This window comes from Flavobacterium sp. (assembly GCF_043779715.1).
Classification (GTDB): Bacteria; Bacteroidota; Bacteroidia; order Flavobacteriales; family Flavobacteriaceae; genus Flavobacterium.
The window spans coordinates 1-19,038 of the sequence record NZ_JAYWDT010000101.1; the positions used below are offsets into that span (position 1 = coordinate 1).

A 19,038-nucleotide genomic window follows, 5' to 3' on the forward strand; every position below is an offset into this window, starting at 1 on the left:
TGACTTTTTTATTTTTTATTTTTGCAAAAAAAATATTTCATGCTCAGTTTTTTACGAAAATTTAAAACCTTATTTATTGTATTGTCTATTTTATCAGTAATTATAATCTGGTTATTTTACAATGTACTAAATCGTAAAACATTACCTGTTTTTACACCATCGATGGTAAATCCTGAATTGGTCGACTCGACAATTCAATATGTTGCCAATAAACATATTATTGCTGATTTTGCATTTACCAACCAAAACGGGAAAGTTATTACCCAAAAAGATTATGAAGGCAAAGTTTATGTTGCCGATTTCTTTTTTACTACTTGTGGCACAATTTGCCCAATGATGACCGACAATATGGTTTGGTTACAAGACCAGATTAAAGACAATCCTAAAGTGATGTTGCTTTCTCATTCGGTAACGCCAGATATAGATAGTGTTTCGGTGTTAAAAGCTTACGCCAAAAGAAAAGGTGTTATTGATGCAAAATGGAATCTAGTAACAGGTAACAAAAAAGACATTTATTATATTGCTAGAAAATCCTATTTAGCAGTAAAAACTGGAAAACCTTCCGAATTATACGACATGGTTCACACCGAAAATTTTGTTTTGGTCGATGATAAAAAGCGTGTTCGTGGTTTTTATGATGGTACAAGAAGAGAAGAAGTCGAAAAACTACTGCAAGACATTCTTTTTTTATGTGAATCCAATAAAAAGGATTAATTTTGCTTTTACATTTATTCAATCTAAATAAACTTGAACTTAACCATTTCAAATCTCGCCATTGGTCAAAAAGCAATCATAAAAGATTTTGACATTAACAATATTCCTCTAAAGTTATTAGAAATGGGGTGTTTGCCAGGGAATATGGTCGAAATTATTCAAATTGCGCCTTTTGGCGATCCTTTATATTTAAATATTAATGATAGTCATGTCGCTATTAGATTAGAAACGGCTTCTATTATCGAAGTAGAAATTCCTAAAGAAAACCAACTATAATGAAAGTCGGCAACATTAATATTGCTTTAATTGGGAATCCAAATACTGGAAAAACTTCGGTATTTAACCAACTTACGGGCTTGAACCAACAAGTAGGAAATTATCCAGGAATTACGGTCGAAAAAAAACAAGGTGTTTGCAAATTATCATCAAATCTTAAGGCAACTATTCTCGATTTACCTGGGACATACAGTCTAAATGCAAGCTCGCTAGACGAAAATGTAGTTATCGAATTACTGTTGAACAAAAACGATAAAGATTTTCCAGACGTAGCTATTGTAGTTACCGAAGTCGAAAATTTGAAGCGAAATTTATTGCTTTTTACCCAAATAAAAGATTTAGAAATTCCGACAATTCTAGTCATCAATATGTCCGACAGAATGTCGTATAAAGGAATTTCGTTAGATATCCCGTATTTAGAAAATCAGCTGAAAACCAAAATTGCCTTAGTAAGTTCTCGCAAAGGTGAAGGTATTGATGATTTGAAAAATCTAATTATCAATTACAAAAATATTACAACCGAACCTTGTTTGAATGCTTCAAATATAGATGTTACATATTTTAATAATTTGCGTCGCGCTTTCCCAAATCAATCTTTATATAAATTGTGGTTGGTTATCACGCAAGACGTAAATTTTGCTAATTTAAACAGAAACGAGTTACCAAATCCTTCGTTCGCAAAATCGAAAGAAGATTTAAAAAGATTGCAACAAAAAGAAACCATCAAACGTTATCAATTTATTAATGATGTTTTGAAAGTTGGACAAAAAATAGACTTGGCTTCCGCCAAAGATTTACGAAGCAAACTTGACCGAATATTAATGCACAAAATATTTGGTTATGTGATTTTCTTCTTGATTCTGATGCTGATTTTTCAGTCTATTTTCGATTGGTCTAGCTTACCAATGGATTTCATAGACAGCTCTTTTGTATCTTTAAGCTCATGGACTGAATCTAAACTACCAGCAGGAGTTTTAACTAATCTTATCGTGCAAGGAATTATTCCAGGATTGGGAGGAATCGCTATTTTTATTCCACAAATTGCTTTTTTATTCTTATTCATTTCGATTTTAGAAGAAAGTGGTTATATGAGTAGAGTGGTTTTCTTGATGGATAAATCGATGCGAAAATTTGGTCTTTCTGGCAAAAGTGTGGTTCCGCTAATCTCAGGAACTGCTTGTGCCATTCCAGCGATTATGGCAACGAGAAATATCGAAAGCTGGAAAGAACGACTCATCACCATTCTAGTTACACCGTTTACTACTTGCTCTGCAAGACTACCTGTTTATTCGATTATAATCTCATTAGTTATCCCAAACACAAGGCTTTTTGGCTTATTTAATTTGCAAGGACTTACACTAATGATGTTGTATTTATTGGGTTTCGGAATGGCCTTTTTATCTGCTTGGTTATTGAATAAAATTTTAAAAATTCAATCGAAATCTTATTTTGTGGTCGAAATGCCTAATTATAAATTGCCTATGTTTAAAAACGTAGCTATAAATGTTATTGAAAAAACAAAATCCTTCGTTTTTGGCGCAGGAAAAATGATTTTAGCACTTTCGGTAATATTATGGTTTTTAGCCTCTTATGGTCCTGGTGAAAATTTTAAAAATGCAAGAGAAATAGTTTCGAAACAAAATCCTTCGACAAAAAATTTAGAAAACGATATTGCTTCTTACAAACTAGAAAATTCTTATATAGGAATTATAGGAAAATCGATAGAACCAGCCATTACGCCTTTAGGTTATGATTGGAAAATTGGTATTGCTATTGTAACCTCATTTGCAGCAAGAGAAGTTTTTGTAGGAACATTAGCTACGATTTATAGCATCGAAGAAACTGGAGATCAAGAAGCAACTATAAAAAACAAACTATCTACCGAAATAAATCCTATAACAGGAAACAAACTGTTTAACTTGGCTTCAGGCGTTTCGTTGTTGCTTTTTTATGCTTTTGCCATGCAATGTATGAGTACACTTGCAGTGACTAAAAAAGAAACAAATTCTTGGAAATGGCCAGCAATTCAGTTGGTATTTATGAGCGGATTTGCTTATACTGTGGCATTAATTGCTTATCAAATCTTGAAATAATGACACAAGAAATAATCGCTATATTGTTATTAATTATTGCTGTAATTTTTCTTTACCTAAAATTCTTTGGTAAAAAGAAAAACGACAAAAACTGTGGTGGCGATTGTGGTTGTAATTAATTGATTTAACTCGTTGGGTGAATCCAATTTTTTTTATTTTTTACCACATAGAAACATAGTTTTTATGCGTTTAATAAAGATGTTTCACTTTATTACAGTAGAACCATAGCTTTGTGAACCAATAATTGTTCTATCTAACTCTTTTTTCTATGCTTCTATGTAGTTTTTGAATTTTTATTAATTGCACCCAACGGGTTTAATTAATAAAAATTAATCTCCAAATGATAAGCCTTTCTGTCTAAAATCTTGTCTTTTATAGCAAAAGGGAAAACATAAATAGATTCGATTTTCTTACCCGCATAATATTTTGCAAAAAAACTAATCGCTTCTTCGTTTTTGTTTGGTGAAACCGTAATTTTCGTTTCTTCTACCAATTTTTTGTCTTTATAAACTGAAATTATCGTTTGTACTTCACCAGCCCAGATACACTGTACACCTTCGGGACAGCGAGAATCTGAGACTACTTCTTTTAGTCGGAAAGAATATCCTTTCTTAGCAAGGCAATTTTTCTGGGTAATTTTTACAGGTTTTTGTTTTGACTCTTGCCCAAAAACAGAAATACTGAAAATTAGTAAAAAGAAGAAAAAGATGTTTTTCATTTGAGTTTTCTTAAAGTTGAATCAAATATAATGCCTTTTCTTAGATTATTTTTACAAATAAGTTACTCGCAATTTTATTTGAAATCGTCAGCTCTTTTGTATCGACTTTTATTTTTAATGACAAATCGAAGGATTCTTTCGATATGATTTCGATTTTAGAACCCAAAGCTATTTCTTGTTTATCTAAGTATTTTAAAAATTCCGATGAAGTGTCTTTTACACCAACACAAATTCCAAATTGCTTTTCGTTTAGTTCTGATAACAATTGTTTTTCTATCGAAATTATTTGCCCGTTAGCATTCGGGATTGGATCACCATGAGGATCTTCCGTTGGATTACCCAGAAAATCATCTAATTTATTAATTAGTTTTTCGGACTTTATGTGTTCTAATTGTTCGGCAATATCATGCACTTCATCCCAAGGAAAATTTAATTTTTCGACCAGAAAAACTTCCCACAAACGGTGTTTTCGTACAATCATTTTTGCCGAAAGCGAGCCTTTTTCTGTAAGCGAAACACCTTGGTATTTTTTGTAATTTATTAAATCTTTCTCAGCTAATTTTTTAAGCATATCGGTAACTGATGATGCTTTGGTTTCCATTTTTTCGGCAATCGCATTCGTACTTACTTCCGAATCTGAAATAGTTGTGAGATGGTAAATTGTTTTTAGATAATTTTCTTCTGAAAAAGTCATTTTTTATTTTTTAACAATAAATAGAGGAATTGAAATTTCGTGTCGCAACTTATCGACTGTAGTGCCAAAAAGCAAATCTTTTAAACCACTATGACCGTGTGTTCCCATGACTAAGATGTCAAAAGTACCTTCGTTAATAATTTTCGGAATGGCTTTGTTTGGTTTTCCAAATCCTAAAACCGTTTCGACTTTGAATCCTTTTTTAGAAAGCATGGTTTTATAATCTTCTAATAGTTTTTCGTCTATCGTAGTTTCGCAATCCTCGATATCATCACCATACATCATAGCTCCAACGGTTTCTACAACATGAATTAGTGTGTATTGTGCTTCTTTTCCACCCAACTCAAAAGCACTATTTATAGCAACTTCATCGGCATTTGAAAAATCTACCGAAACAGCAATGTTCTTTTTATTATAAGTTTCTGCTGGCGAAAACTGTAATTTTAGGTTGTGTGGTGAGTGGTTTAAAATATCTGCTTTTGGTTTTGAAATAAAAGGTTTAAAAACAATATACAATAATAAGATTAAGAAACTTACCGCTAAAGGAACTACCGTGAACCACAAAACAGTTGGATTTTCTGAAATTTCTAAAAGACCTGCAATTTCCGAATATACTAATTTAGCATTCAAAGAAACGATGATGGAAGCGATTAACCAAGCTGCAATTTGAGTGATTCTACTAATATGAAATCCTTTCATTTTAGATTTATCACTTACAAAATGGATTAATGGAATAATAGCAAAGCCCAACTGCAAACTTAAAATCACTTGGCTTAAAATTAGCATTTTTCCGGTTACGCTTTCGCCAAAAACCGAAATCACAATAACTGCTGGAACAATAGCAATTAATCTGGTAATAATACGACGAACCCACGGTTGAATACGTAAATTCAGATAACCTTCCATAATGATTTGTCCGGCAAGAGTTCCTGTTATTGTAGAACTTTGTCCGGCTGCTATTAACGCTACTGCGAATAAGATTGGCGCCCATTTGTTACCTAACATAGGTTCTAACAATCGGTGCGCATCTTGAATTTCGGCCACTTCAAACATGCCTGCTTTGTGAAAAGTCGCTGCTGCTAAAATTAAAATGGCTGCATTAACGAAGAAAGCCAAATTTAAAGCAATGGTCGAATCTATAAAATTGTATTTCAAAGCTTGAAGGATTCCTTTTTTGCTTCGGTCAAATTTTCGGGTTTGCACTAATGAGGAATGCAAGTATAAATTGTGTGGCATTACAGTTGCACCAATAATTCCTATGGCAATATACAAAGCTCCTTCACCAGGTAAAGTAGGAATTAATCCTGTAATTACTTTTCCCATTTCGGGCTGTGCAAAAATCATTTCAAATACAAATGAAAATCCTACGATGGCTACTAATGCTATAATAAAAGCTTCCATTTTACGAATTCCTTTATTAATAAGGAAGAGCAATAAAAAAGTATCCAAAACCGTAATCAGCACACCATTAATTAGAGAAATATCAAAAAGCAAGTTTAATCCAATCGCCATTCCTAAAACTTCAGCTAAATCACAGGCGGCAATGGCAATTTCAGCTAAAAAATATAGAATATAATTGATAAAACGAGGATATGTTTCGCGCGAAGCTTGTGCTAAATCTCGTTGAGTTACGATTCCTAATCTGGCGCTTAAGCTTTGTAGCAGCAACGCCATAATATTACTCATTAACAATACCCAAATCAAAGCGTAACCAAACTGACTACCTCCAGCCAAATCGGTTGCCCAATTTCCAGGATCCATATAACCTACGCTAACAAGGTAGGCCGGACCAAAAAATGCTAATATTTTTCTAAAAACAGTAGTTTTATTTTGTGTTGAAACCGATTGATTTACTTCTTCGAGAGATTTTCCCATGTTTGAAAAAAATTATATTTAGCAAATATAATTATATATTTTGTTTTGTATGAGTATATTTTTTAGTTTTGTCTAAAATTTAATTTAAACGATAATGAAAAAAATATTTTTAATATTTTTATTACTAATATCCATATTTGCTTTTTCGCAAGAAACACAAATAATCTCTGGACAAGTTTTTGGAGAAAAATTAGGGTTAAAAGCAATCGAAATTTCTTTAGTTGGTACAAATAGAAAAACAGAAACAGATAGTTTAGGGCATTATAAGTTTGAACAATTAGCCGTTGGGAATTATAAGATTCAAGCTTGGTCTATGGGCTTTCAAACGATTAGAAAAAATATTGCTGTAAAGGAAAATGATAGTTTGTTTATAAATTTCGATTTAATAATAACTCCAAACAACTTAAACGAAGTGGTCATTTCTGGGACTTTAAAACCTGTTCGACGACTAGAAAGTCCTGTTCCTGTCGAGGTTTATTCGCCTGTTTTCTTCAAAAAAAATCCAACGCCAAGTATCTATGAAGCCCTACAAAATGTAAATGGGGTTCGTCCGCAACTAAATTGTGGGGTTTGTAACACGGGCGATATTCATATTAATGGTTTAGAAGGCCCTTATACATTAGTCCTAATCGACGGAATGCCCATTGTGAGTAGTTTATCGACAGTGTATGGCTTGTCAGGGATTCCAAATTCATTAGTAGAAAGAATAGAAATTGTAAAAGGCCCAGCATCTTCTTTGTACGGAAGTGAAGCGGTTGGTGGATTGATAAATATTATTACCAAAAATCCGACAAATGCTTCAAGATTTTCGGCCGATGTTTTCTCGACTTCTTATCTTGAAAATAATATCGATATGGGCGCAAAATTTAATGTTGGTAAAAAAGCAATTGCATTAATAGGATTAAACTATTTTAAATATGGGAATCGAGTGGACAATGACAAAGATGGATTTACCGATGTTACTTTGTCAGACAGGATTTCGTTATTTCAGAAATGGAGTTTTGCTCGCAAAGAAAACAGGTTATTTACTATTGCTGCTCGAGGTGTTTACGAGGATCGTTTTGGCGGAGACATGCGTTGGGAACGAAAATATCGTGGCGGAAATGAAATTTACGGAGAAAGTATTTATACCAAACGAGGAGAATTATTAGGAAATTATCAGTTGCCCACTTCCGAAAAAATTATGTTTTCCTTCTCCGGAAACGTACATTTTCAAGATAGCCGATACGGAACAACGAGTTATATTGCCAATCAGAAAATTGCCTTCGGGCAACTTACTTGGGACAAAAAAATAGCAAAACACGACATGCTTCTAGGAACCGCATTGCGATACAATCATTATGATGACAATACACAAACAACAGCAAAAAATGGAGAAAACAAACCTGAAAAAACATTTTTGCCAGGTGTTTTTATACAAGACGAAATAGCTTTCAATGATAAAAACAAACTTTTATTAGGTTTACGATATGATTACAACTCATTTCATGGCAATATTTTTACACCACGAGTTGCCTATAAACTAAAACTGAATGATAATAATATTATTCGTTTAAATGCTGGAACGGGTTTTAGAGTCGTCAATTTATTTACCGAAGACCATGCCGCACTAACAGGTTCTCGCGAAGTCGAAATAAAAAATAATTTGAAACCCGAACAATCTGTAAACGTAAATTTAAATTACATTAAAAAGTTTAATTTCGAAAACGGAACATTTGTAGGAATCGAAACATCATTATTTCATACCCGATTTAGCAATAAAATTGTAAACGATTACTCGACCGATCCAAACAAAATTATTTATGATAATATAAATGGATATGCGATAAGCCAAGGAATTACAACAAATATTGATGTGAATTTTACCAATGGTTTAAAAATCATAACTGGCGTTTCTTTTCTTGACAATAGAAATATACAAAACGGAATTAGCGAAATTCCGGTTCTAACAGAACGTTTTACAGGAACTTGGAATGTGTCTTACAAAATAAAGGAAGTAGATTTAACAATCGATTACACAGGGAACTTATACGGCTCTATGAGATTACCTTTATTAAATGATTTAGATCCACGTGCACCAAAATCGCCAACTCATAGTATTCAAAATCTTCAGCTTACTTATTCTGGTTTCAAAAATTTTGAGCTTTATGCTGGTGTGAAAAACTTATTAAACTTCTTGCCAAAACAAAACAACCCATTTCTTATTGCCAATGTAAATGATCCATTTGATGCCAATGTGCAATATGGTGCCAATGGACAAGTTTTAGCAACGCCGCAAAATCCATATGGATTAACTTTTGACACCACTTATGTGTATGCACAAAACCAAGGTATTCGAGGCTTTTTTGGGATACGTTATAATTTTAAATAATGAGAAATTTTATTTGGTTGGTTATTTTTATTCTGGCAATTCCGAAAGGTTTTTCCCAATTACAGCTATCCAAATTTGAAGAAATTGATAGTCTACAAAAAGTAGAAAAACGAAAAGTTATTGTATTTATTCATACCAATTGGTGCAAATATTGTACGGTAATGCAAAGTAAAACTTTTAAAAATGAAATTGTTCAAAATGAAATAAACGAACGTTTTTACTTTATCTCTTTTGATGCAGAAGAAAAGCAAAAAATTGTTTTTAATAAAAATACTTTTGTTTATAAACCCAACGGAGATAATTCTGGAATTCACGAATTAGCCATCGAATTGGGTACAATAAACAACCAAATCAATTACCCAGTTTTATGTGTTTTGAATGATAAAAACGAAATTGTTTTTCAGCACAACAGCTATCTAAATGCAAAGCAACTAATTAAAATACTCAAATCAATAAAATAAATGGTAAATAAATAGAAATAAATGAACTAGTTCATGTGTATTAATTAGTAAATTTGCGTTCTTATTAAAATGGTGTAACCACATAGAAACATAGATTTATGCTTCTATAATTAAGAAAGCTTTGCTTTTATATAGATAATATAGCTATGTGTAAAAATATTTTTCTATAAAAACTCTTTTTTCTATGTTTCTATGTGGTACAAACTTTAATAGGCAAATCATTTAAAATACAATTATTTATGTTACAAATCGCATTTATTAGAGAAAATCAGGAAAAAGTAATCAAAGCTTTGGCAAAAAGAAGCATCGATGCTACCAGTATTGTTCAAGAAGTGGTACAACTAGACGAAAAACGTCGTGCTACACAAGTAGAATTAGATACTATTTTATCCGAATCTAATAATATATCCAAAGAAATTGGCGATTTGATGAAAAGCGGCGAAAAAGAAAAAGCTACTGCTCTAAAAGAACAAATTGCTACAAATAAAGAAAAAACCAAAGAACTGTCTGAAATTACAGAAGCTTTAGCCAAAGATTTATTAGACAAACTATATACTTTACCTAACCTTCCAGCAGATATTGTTCCTGAAGGGAAAACACCTGAAGAAAATCTAAATATTTTTCAAGAAGGTGATATTCCAGTTTTGCACGAAGACGCACAACCTCATTGGGAATTAATTAAAAAATATGATATTGTCGATTTCGAATTAGGGACTAAAATTACAGCTCCCGGATTTCCAGTTTACAAAGGAAAAGGAGCCAAATTACAACGTGCGCTTATTTCTTACTTTTTAGACAGAAACACTGATGCTGGTTACCTAGAATATCAGGTTCCGCACATGGTAAACGAAGCTTCCGCCTACGGAACTGGGCAATTACCTGACAAAGAAGGACAAATGTATCACGATGCAAAAGATAATTTATATCTTATCCCAACTGCCGAAGTTCCCGTAACAAACATTTTTAGAGATGTTATTCTTAACGAAAATGAATTACCCGTTTTGTGTACAGGTTACACACCTTGTTTCCGTCGTGAAGCAGGCTCTTGGGGTGCTCACGTTCGTGGTTTAAATCGTTTACACCAATTTGACAAAGTAGAAATAGTAAGAATCGAACATCCAGACAAATCGTATGAAGCGCTAGAAGGCATGGTCGAACATGTGAAAAACATATTACAAGAACTAAAATTACCATATCGTATTCTTCGTCTTTGTGGTGGAGATATGGGTTTTGCTTCGGCATTAACTTATGATTTTGAAGTCTTTTCGACAGCACAAGATCGTTGGTTAGAAATTTCATCTGTTTCCAATTTTGAAACGTTTCAATCCAATAGATTAAAATTACGTTTCAAAGACAAAGATGGTAAAAACCAATTGACACACACATTAAACGGAAGTTCACTTGCCTTACCAAGAGTTTTGGCCGGAATTTTAGAAAATTACCAAACCCCTGAAGGAATTGTAATCCCAGAAGTACTCAGAAAATATACCGGTTTTGATATAATTAATTAAAAACTACAGAATTTTTTAGATGTACTAATGAAGCATAAAAATTGTTACATTAGTACATTGTTTTTTTAGATAACCAATGAAAAACTTATTCCTATATATTGTTTTGTTATTTCCAATGTTTGTTTTCTCGCAAAACGAACAATTGGCGCAAAACTATTTTGATAGAGGTGAGTTCGACAAAGCAATTCTTATTTATGAAGATTTAGTAAAAGGTCAGCCCAACAATTACAATTATTTTCAGAAACAAGTCGCTTGTTACCAGCAATTAAATCAGTTTGACAAAGCCGAATCTATTATCAAAAATAGAATAGACAAAACCAAACAACCCAATTTATATATCGAATTAGGCTATAATTATCAGTTGCAAAAAAATACAGATAAAGCCGATAAAAATTACAAAATTGCATTAGAAAAAATAAAAGAAAACCCAAACAACGTGTATAATGTTGCAAGAGATTTCGAGCAAAAATCATTGATAGAACAAGCTATCGAAGCTTATCGTTTAGGAACTTTAGGAAATCCTGATGCAAATTTCGATTACCAAGTGTCGCTGCTGCAGGGGCAATTAGGTAAAATCGATTTAATGATTGATACGTTACTCGATTATTCTTTTAAGTTTCCTAGTAATTTACCATTAGTACAAAATCAATTAACGAGATTCATGTCCGAAGATTCACAGAAAACTTTTTCTGATAGTCTAAAAAAAGCATTGCTTATTCGTACTCAAAAAACACAAGATATTTTCTGGAATCAGTTTATGAGTTGGTTTTTTGTACAGCAAAAAGACTACGGAAAAGCATTTATTCAAGAGAAAGCAATTTTCAAAAGAAGTCCAGATAATTTAATCAATATCATCAATTTAGCAAAGATAACTATCGATGACAAAGAGATTGAAACTGCTACCGAAATTCTAAACTTCATCTTGCTAAACACACAAGATTTAGAATTGCAAATGGAAGCTCATTATCAATTAATCTCGATAGATATTGATAAAGCAACAGAATATCCAATTATAAAAGAAAAACTGGATTTATTATTAAAAAAATATGGAATTTCTCCTTATTCTATTAACCTACAAATTCTAAAAGCTCATTTTGATGCTTTTTATTTAAAACAATTCGAATCGGCAAAAACAATTTTGACCAAAGCTTTAGATTTACCTTTAAATAATTATCAAAAAGCAGATGTAAAAATGGAATTGGCCGATGTTTTACTTCTCGACGAAAAATTTAACCAAGCGATTATATATTACGCCCAAATACAAGACGATTTAAAAAATGATCAAATGGCACATGAAGCGAGTCTAAAAATGGCAAAAGCAAGTTATTATAAAGGAGATTTCGATTGGGCACAAAAACAATTTACGGTTTTAAAATCTTCAACATCACAACTTATTGCTAATGATTCGATGGAATTATTTTTACTCATTAGCGACAATACCGTCGAAGATTCGACGCAAGTCGCTTTAAAAAAATTCTCGAAAGCCGATTTTTTGGCTTATCAAAACAAAAATACCGAAGCATTGCAATTATTTGAAACTATTTTAGCCCAACACAAAGGAGAAAAGATAGAAGATGTAACTTTGCTCAGAATTGGGAAATTGTATGAAAAACAAAATAATTTTCAGCAATCGCTTAACTATTACCAACAAATAATAGACAAACATGCTGAAGGAATTTACATCGATGAAGCCTTGTTTTTTTCGGCCGAAATTTACAGAAAACAATTGCCTGATATTGCAAAAGCAAAAGCCTATTACGAGAAAATATTATTTGCCCACGAAGACAGTATTTATTTTGTCGAAGCCAGAAATAATTATAGAAAATTAAGAGGAGACACTAATTTATAAACAGGTAATTAGATTTTTAGATTATTGGATTTTTTGAAAAGTCTAACAATCTAAAATTCTATTAGTCTAACAATCTAAAAAATGATAATATACAACGTAACAATAAACATTCACGAAAGTGTGCACGACCAATGGTTTTCTTGGATGCAAACAAAACATATTGCCGATGTTTTAGCAACTGGCAAGTTTACATCAGCAAGAATGGTCAAAGTTTTAATAGAAGAAGAAATGGGCGGACTCACCTATTCTATTCAATTTACAACTGATAATCAAGAAACGTTACAAAAATATTATGAAGAAGATGCACCACGATTGCGTGAAGAAGGTTTACAACTTTTTGGTGATAAGATGTTGGCTTTTAGAACAGAGTTAGAAGTAATAAGTGAGCATTAAAATTATGGAAATTCATTTTCAAACCAAAGAAGAAAGTAATAAAAAACAATTGGAAGATTTCTTGAAATTATCCAAAGTAGATCGTATTTACAGTTTTTTAGGGTTAATTCTCAAAATGAAGCAATTTCCGATAAAGCATAAAATTGAAAATAAAAATAATAATTTTGTTATTGAATTAAAATCAAAATAAGATGATTCAAAATTGGGATAATAACATCAATCAATTTATTTCAATAGCAAATAAACACAGCGTTCGTATGTTAATGGTTGGTGGTGGAGCAGTTAATTTTCATGGCTATCAGCGACATTCTGCCGATGTAGATTTTTGGATTGAAACCACTGATGAAAATTTCAAGAAATTAATCCTCGTTTTTAACGAAATGGGATATGAAATTGATGATTTTCCCGAAAATGTAAAAAATCAAGAGCAAAATATTTCTATTAAATTTTCTCCTGTTGATTTAGATTTAGAGTTAATTACGAAATTTTCAGTAAATAAGTCATTTGAAGCAGTATTTAACGAAAGTGAAACCGTTATAGTTAACGACAATCCTTTTTTAAAATGGAATGTATTATCATTAGAGGATTTAATAACAAGCAAAATAAAAGCAAACAGACACAAAGATTTGTTAGACATTCAGCAACTTCGAGCTATTAATAAAAAATAAATTTCAATTTTACTTCGTGTTTTCGGAGATAAATCAACTAATAAGAGCGATTGCTTTGTGCCTCGCAACAACAATATGGAAGCAGTAAAAGCAAAAAAACACCTCGGACAACATTTCTTAAAGGACGAAAGTATCGCAAAAGATATTGCCGACACTTTAAACCTAGAAGGATATGACAATTTACTAGAAATAGGTCCAGGAATGGGCGTGCTCACAAAGTATTTATTAGCAAAAGAAGTAAATACTTACGTCATCGAGATTGATGCCGAATCGGTAACTTATCTTGATGAAAATTACCCGAAACTAAAAGATAAAATCATCTCTAAGGATTTCTTAAAATACAATATCAACGAAATTTTCGATGGTAAGCAATTTGCTATTATTGGAAATTTCCCATACAATATTTCAACACAGATAGTATTTCGCGCTTTAGAATACCGCAATCAAATTCCAGAATTTGCAGGAATGTTTCAAAAAGAAGTAGCCCAGAGAATTTGCGAGAAAAAAGGAACAAAAGCCTACGGAATTCTATCGGTATTAGTACAAGCATTTTATGATGCCGAATATTTATTTACAGTCGATGAAACCGTATTTATTCCGCCACCAAAAGTGAAATCGGGCGTATTGCGTTTGCGAAGAAAAAAAGATTATAGTTTGCCATGTGGCGAAAAATTATTTTTTACCGTGGTGAAAACAGCTTTTCAACAACGAAGAAAAACATTGCGAAACAGTTTAAAAACATTAAATTTGTCCGATAATTTAAGAGAAGACGTAGTTTTTAATCTTCGCCCAGAACAATTAGATGTCCAACAATTTATAGAACTGACTCAAAAAATAGAAGCCGATGGAATTTAAAATCAGCAAAGATCTAATAAAAGAATTAGAACAACTCATTCAGCAAAAAGACGACCAGCAATTGGAACTTTTGCTTAATGATATGCACCATGCTGATATTGCCGAAATTTTAGACGAACTAGATTTTGACGAAGCTACCTATATTTTTAAAGTTTTAGATTCAGAGAAAACAGCCGAAATCCTACTAGAACTAGAAGACGATTTACGTGAAAATATATTGGGTCGTTTGTCCCCAAAAGAAATCGCCGAAGAACTAGATGAACTAGAAACCAATGATGCTGCGGATATTATTGCCGAACTTTCTAAAAGCAAGAAGGAAGAAGTAATATCAGAACTTCAAGACGTAGAGCACGCCAAAGATATTGTCGATTTATTACGTTACAAAGAAGATACTGCGGGCGGAATTATGCACAAAGAACTCGTAAAAGTTTACGAAAATTGGAACGTGCTTACCTGCATGAAAGAAATGCGTATTCAGGCCGAAAATATTTCTCGAGTACACTCTATATATGTTGTAGATGATCAGAACAAATTACTAGGACGATTATCACTTAAGGATTTACTTACAACCTCAGCAAAAACACCAATTAGCGAAGTATATATCCGAAAATTAAACTCGGTAATGGTCGATACCGAAGATATTGAAGTGGCTCGAATCATGCAAAAATATGACCTAGAAGCTATTCCTGTTACTGACGAATTGGGTCGATTAGTAGGTCGAATCACTATCGATGATATTGTCGATGTAATAAAAGATGAAGCCGAAAAAGATTACCAATTGGCAGCGGGTATTACACAAGATGTCGAAGCTGGCGATAGTGTTCGCGAACTCATACAAGCAAGATTACCATGGTTACTTATAGGAATGGTGATAGAAATTGTTGCATCATACGTACTAAAAGGTAACGAAATGACCATGAGAACCTATTTTACACTCATGATTTTTGTACCATTATTATCTGCAACAGCAGGAAATGTTGGTGTACAAGCATCGGCAATTGTAGTACAAGGTTTAGCAAACGGAACATTAAAAGAATTTTCTAGAAACTATTTCTCAAAAGAGCTCACCGTAGCACTCATCTCGGGAACCATTATTTCTTTACTATTATTAGCCTATCATTCGGTCATGTACCAGCAATATTTGGTTGGTTTTGCTATATCAATATCAATAATTGTAGTAATTGTTTTTGCAGCAACACTCGGAACATTGGTCCCGTTTTTCCTGCACAAAAACAAAATCGATCCAGCAATTGCTACAGGACCTTTCGTAACCACAACAAATGATGTTTTTGGTATTATGATATATTTTATGATAGCAAAATTAATTTTAGGCGTTTAAAAATTTACTACCAAAATGAAAATACACATCATAGGTGGCGGAAATCTTGGCGTTGCCATCGCTTTAGGAATAGTAAAATATACCACTAATAATCAAGTAACAGTTACCAAACGAAATATAGAAACCATTTCTTATTTACAAGAAAAAGGAATCGAAATTTCTAACAATAACGCGCACAATATTCAACAAGCTGATATTATTGTCTTGACCGTAAAACCGTATCAGGTTGAAAGTGTTTTAAAAGAAATTTCAGAAGAAATTCAAAACAAAACCATCATTTCGGCAGTAAGTGGTGTTAGCATACAAACCATTCAGAGTTTAGTAGATAATAACAATGCCGTGATGCGAATCATGCCAAATATTGCGATACAATTTGGCGAATCAGCAACCTGTATTTCGTTTGAAGAAAAAGACAAAACCAAAGCACAAAAAGTAATTACACTGTTTCAGCAATTAGGAACAGCACCAGTAATAGAAGAAAAACTAATGGATGCAGCCACAGTTCTTGGCGCTTGCGGAACCGCTTATGCCTTGCGTTACATTCGCGCTTCGATGCAGGCAGGAATAGAAATTGGTTTCGATTCTCAAACTGCTCTGGCTATAGCCGCACAAACCGCAAAAGGCGCTGCAAAAATGCTTCTGGAAGAAAAAGTACATCCAGAACAACTCATAGACAGAGTAACAACACCACAAGGTTGCACCATTGTAGGACTCAACGAAATGGAACACCAAGGCTTTAGTTCGTCATTAATAAAAGGGATAAAAACCTCGTTACAAAAAATAAAAGAGTAATTTTTATTCGAAGCTATTCCTGCTATACGTTACAATCTTTTCCTTTTTAAAGGAAAAAGGAAAAGGATTTCCACTTCTATCAGGGCTAAAAAACCAACATTACATTCCAAAATCAGTTTCATTTATGTACCAAAAATAATTATCTTTATTTTTTTATATAAAGATGAACCCACAAAACATAAAAATCCTTCATATCGACAGCAATCATCCATTACTTATGGCGCAATTGCAAGAAGCTGGATTTATAAACCATGAAGATTTTACATCTTCAAAAGAAGAAGTAGAATCAAAAATTCATGATTATCACGGCATCGTTATCCGTAGCCGATTCAAAATCGATAAAAATTTTCTCGACAAAGCCACCAACTTACAATTTATAGCCCGTGTTGGCGCAGGACTAGAAAGCATCGATTGCGATTATGCCTCCAGCAAAGGAGTTCACCTCATTGCTGCACCCGAAGGCAATAGCAATGCAGTGGGCGAACACGCATTAGGCATGTTACTTTCGCTCATGAACAACCTAAACAAAGCCGATAAAGAAATTCGTTCCGGAGACTGGAATCGCGAAGCAAATCGCGGTCACGAACTCGACGGAAAAACTGTCGGGATTATAGGTTACGGAAATATGGGGAAATCATTTGCCAAAAAATTGCGAGGTTTCGATGTACAAGTTTTATGCTATGACATACTCGAAAATGTAGCTGATGCTAATGCAAAACAAGTGTCGTTGCAAGAGCTACAACAAAAATCAGATGTTTTAAGTCTTCACATTCCTTGGACTCCTGAAACCGATAAAATGGTAAACACTAATTTTATTAATGCTTTTGCAAAACCGTTCTGGCTTATAAACACATCTCGTGGCAAGAATGTAGTAACGGAGGATTTAGTTAAAGCTTTACAAACCAATAAAATTATTGGAGCAGGACTCGATGTTTTAGAATACGAAAAACTATCTTTCGAACATTTGTTTGAAGAGCAAAAACCAGCCGCTTTCGAGTATTTACTGCAAGCAGAAAATGTTTTACTATCACCACACATTGCAGGTTGGACTATAGAAAGCAAAGAGAAATTAGCACAGGTAATTGTAAATAAGATTAAACGATTTTATTAATTACTATTTTATTTAATAATCTCATTACCAGTAACAATTCCTTAATTGAAACACTTTTTTATAAAAGTGTCGTAGGAGAAGCGATGGAAAGACAAAGAAGGCATAGATTGTTGTACGCAATGGTCACCCATTTGCAAAAGACACAAAATACTTCGAACCGAGCGAGAAACAATTTATGATGAACTTTAGAGTTGATAATCTAGAAGCTTTATTAAAAATTTTGCGTGAAGAAGGTGTAACAATTGTGGGTGAAATGCAGACTTATGATTACGGTAAATTTGGTTGGATTTTAGATCCAGATGGAAATAAAATCGAACTTTGGGAAGCTAAATAATAAAGCATTTTTATAAAAATTTTATATATTAGCATAAACAAACTAAAAAACAAACATGGAAACAACAAGACCAACAGAAGACTGGAACAATGCACTACAACCAAAACAAGAAAACAAAAAAATTTTAGCAGGAATAATGGGAATACTATTTGGTAGTTTCGGTATTCATAAGTTTATTTTAGGATACACTCAAGAAGGGATTATACAAATAGTAGTTACTATTGTTACTTGTGGAATATTTAGCATTGTAGGTTTTATTGAAGGCATTATCTATCTAACTAAAAGCGATGAGGATTTTTACCAAACATACCAAGTAGGTAAAAAGGGATGGTTCTAAAAATATAAAAAGGCGAGAAAAATAATTTCTCGCCTTTTTTATTTCACTCTATTTCCTTTTTCTTAGCATTCTCCTTTTTCTACCGCTTTTCTTTCTAGCTCTGCTTGGAATTCTTCCATAACAGGTTTCATAGTACTTTCGGGAATATCGGAAATTCTTATATACATTAATCCATCAACAGCATTGTTAAACAAAGGATCTACATTAAATGCGACAACTTTTGCATTTTGTTTGATGTATTTTTTTATTAAAACAGGCAAACGCAAACTACCTGGTTCCAGTTCGTCTAATATTTTGTCAAATTTAACCAAATCGGCTTCGGCTTCATTAAAAATAAAATCTTTATCGGCATCTTTTAGTTTTACTTTATACTCTTTTTTAGGATGAATATATTGCGCAACATAAGGATCGTAATAATTAGATTTCATAAACTCGATCATGAGCGATTTCGAAAAATCTGAAAACTGATTGCTTATACTCACACCACCTATCAGGAAAGTATGTTCAGGATGACGCAATGTGGTATGCACAATTCCTTTCCAGAGTAAGAACAATGGCATTGGTTTTTGTTGGTAATCTTTAATAATAAATGCGCGACCCATTTCGATAGACTTGCTCATCATATCATACAATTCAGGCTCGAAACG

Annotated in this window: 19 protein-coding genes and 2 pseudogenes; 17 read left to right on the forward strand and 4 right to left on the reverse strand. The window is 32.7% G+C overall.

All coding sequences use genetic code 11. The features are described 5' to 3' along the window. Nucleotides 1-39: 39 nt before the first annotated feature. Genes ACH2BG_RS05030 through ACH2BG_RS05045 form a run of 4 tightly spaced genes read left to right on the forward strand, consistent with a single transcriptional unit; the run spans nt 40 to nt 3,202 of the window. Nucleotides 40-714: an SCO family protein gene (locus ACH2BG_RS05030; protein WP_395046627.1), complete on the forward strand. Its 675-nt coding sequence runs from the start codon at nt 40-42 to the stop codon at nt 712-714. A 33-nt stretch (nt 715-747) separates the two neighbouring features. Next, nucleotides 748-990 (forward strand): ferrous iron transport protein A, encoded by a 243-nt coding sequence (locus tag ACH2BG_RS05035; protein WP_395046628.1) that lies wholly within the window; start codon nt 748-750, stop codon nt 988-990. Continuing rightward, nucleotides 990-3,083 (forward strand): ferrous iron transport protein B, encoded by a 2,094-nt coding sequence (feoB, locus tag ACH2BG_RS05040; protein WP_395046629.1) that lies wholly within the window; start codon nt 990-992, stop codon nt 3,081-3,083. Before ACH2BG_RS05035 ends, feoB begins: the two co-directional genes overlap by 1 nt. After that, entirely contained in the window at nt 3,083-3,202 is a 120-nt protein-coding gene (locus tag ACH2BG_RS05045; protein ID WP_395046630.1) for a FeoB-associated Cys-rich membrane protein, read from the forward strand. The genes feoB and ACH2BG_RS05045 overlap by 1 nt, the downstream gene beginning before the upstream one ends. 200 nt (nt 3,203-3,402) lie before the next feature. Here the strand turns inward: ACH2BG_RS05045 and ACH2BG_RS05050 are convergent, their stop codons facing one another. Genes ACH2BG_RS05050 through ACH2BG_RS05060 form a run of 3 tightly spaced genes read right to left on the reverse strand, consistent with a single transcriptional unit; the run spans nt 3,403 to nt 6,370 of the window. Then, entirely contained in the window at nt 3,403-3,801 is a 399-nt protein-coding gene (locus ACH2BG_RS05050) for a hypothetical protein (protein WP_395046631.1), read from the reverse strand. 40 nt (nt 3,802-3,841) lie between these two features. Further along, on the reverse strand, nt 3,842-4,495 hold the full coding sequence (locus ACH2BG_RS05055) for a metal-dependent transcriptional regulator (protein WP_395046632.1): 654 nt from the start codon (nt 4,493-4,495) through the stop codon (nt 3,842-3,844). A 3-nt stretch (nt 4,496-4,498) separates the two neighbouring features. Then, a complete protein-coding gene (locus ACH2BG_RS05060; protein ID WP_395046633.1) occupies nt 4,499-6,370 on the reverse strand; it encodes an Nramp family divalent metal transporter in 1,872 nt (623 codons plus the stop codon). A gap of 94 nt (nt 6,371-6,464) precedes the next feature. Here ACH2BG_RS05060 and ACH2BG_RS05065 point away from each other — a divergent pair, with 94 nt between their 5' ends. From ACH2BG_RS05065 to ACH2BG_RS05125, 13 genes and pseudogenes are all read left to right on the forward strand, one after another. Beyond that, complete coding sequence (locus ACH2BG_RS05065) at nt 6,465-8,741, forward strand: TonB-dependent receptor domain-containing protein (RefSeq protein WP_395046634.1); 2,277 nt, start codon at nt 6,465-6,467, stop codon at nt 8,739-8,741. Beyond that, complete coding sequence (locus ACH2BG_RS05070) at nt 8,741-9,202, forward strand: thioredoxin family protein (RefSeq protein ID WP_395046635.1); 462 nt, start codon at nt 8,741-8,743, stop codon at nt 9,200-9,202. Before ACH2BG_RS05065 ends, ACH2BG_RS05070 begins: the two co-directional genes overlap by 1 nt. Before the next feature lie 239 nt (nt 9,203-9,441). Beyond that, on the forward strand, nt 9,442-10,713 hold the full coding sequence (gene serS / locus ACH2BG_RS05075) for a serine--tRNA ligase (protein WP_395046636.1): 1,272 nt from the start codon (nt 9,442-9,444) through the stop codon (nt 10,711-10,713). 76 nt (nt 10,714-10,789) lie between these two features. Continuing rightward, complete coding sequence (locus ACH2BG_RS05080) at nt 10,790-12,562, forward strand: tetratricopeptide repeat protein (protein WP_395046637.1); 1,773 nt, start codon at nt 10,790-10,792, stop codon at nt 12,560-12,562. Nucleotides 12,563-12,643: 81 nt separating this feature from the next. Continuing rightward, on the forward strand, nt 12,644-12,955 hold the full coding sequence (locus ACH2BG_RS05085) for a DUF4286 family protein (protein WP_395046638.1): 312 nt from the start codon (nt 12,644-12,646) through the stop codon (nt 12,953-12,955). Between the two features lie 4 nt (nt 12,956-12,959). Continuing rightward, nucleotides 12,960-13,145: a hypothetical protein gene (locus ACH2BG_RS05090; protein ID WP_395046639.1), complete on the forward strand. Its 186-nt coding sequence runs from the start codon at nt 12,960-12,962 to the stop codon at nt 13,143-13,145. A 1-nt stretch (nt 13,146) separates the two neighbouring features. Beyond that, nucleotides 13,147-13,623: a nucleotidyl transferase AbiEii/AbiGii toxin family protein gene (locus ACH2BG_RS05095; protein ID WP_395046640.1), complete on the forward strand. Its 477-nt coding sequence runs from the start codon at nt 13,147-13,149 to the stop codon at nt 13,621-13,623. A 75-nt stretch (nt 13,624-13,698) separates the two neighbouring features. Then, nucleotides 13,699-14,478, forward strand: coding sequence for a 16S rRNA (adenine(1518)-N(6)/adenine(1519)-N(6))-dimethyltransferase RsmA (rsmA, locus tag ACH2BG_RS05100; protein WP_395046641.1), 780 nt, complete (start codon nt 13,699-13,701; stop codon nt 14,476-14,478). After that, nucleotides 14,468-15,817 (forward strand): magnesium transporter, encoded by a 1,350-nt coding sequence (mgtE, locus tag ACH2BG_RS05105; protein WP_395046642.1) that lies wholly within the window; start codon nt 14,468-14,470, stop codon nt 15,815-15,817. Before rsmA ends, mgtE begins: the two co-directional genes overlap by 11 nt. 15 nt (nt 15,818-15,832) lie before the next feature. Further along, nucleotides 15,833-16,609, forward strand: a complete 777-nt coding sequence (gene proC, locus ACH2BG_RS05110) for a pyrroline-5-carboxylate reductase (RefSeq protein ID WP_395046643.1) — start codon at nt 15,833-15,835, stop codon at nt 16,607-16,609. Between the two features lie 163 nt (nt 16,610-16,772). Then, nucleotides 16,773-17,720: a 2-hydroxyacid dehydrogenase gene (locus ACH2BG_RS05115; RefSeq protein ID WP_395046644.1), complete on the forward strand. Its 948-nt coding sequence runs from the start codon at nt 16,773-16,775 to the stop codon at nt 17,718-17,720. Nucleotides 17,721-17,804: 84 nt separating this feature from the next. Continuing rightward, nucleotides 17,805-18,054 (forward strand): annotated as a pseudogene (locus ACH2BG_RS05120) (VOC family protein); the annotation flags it as partial. A gap of 55 nt (nt 18,055-18,109) precedes the next feature. Further along, nucleotides 18,110-18,391 (forward strand): TM2 domain-containing protein, encoded by a 282-nt coding sequence (locus tag ACH2BG_RS05125; RefSeq protein ID WP_395046645.1) that lies wholly within the window; start codon nt 18,110-18,112, stop codon nt 18,389-18,391. A gap of 62 nt (nt 18,392-18,453) precedes the next feature. On the opposite strand, the pseudogene ACH2BG_RS05130 reads toward ACH2BG_RS05125, so the two are convergent. Continuing rightward, nucleotides 18,454-19,038: pseudogene (locus ACH2BG_RS05130) on the reverse strand (glycerol acyltransferase); the annotation flags it as partial.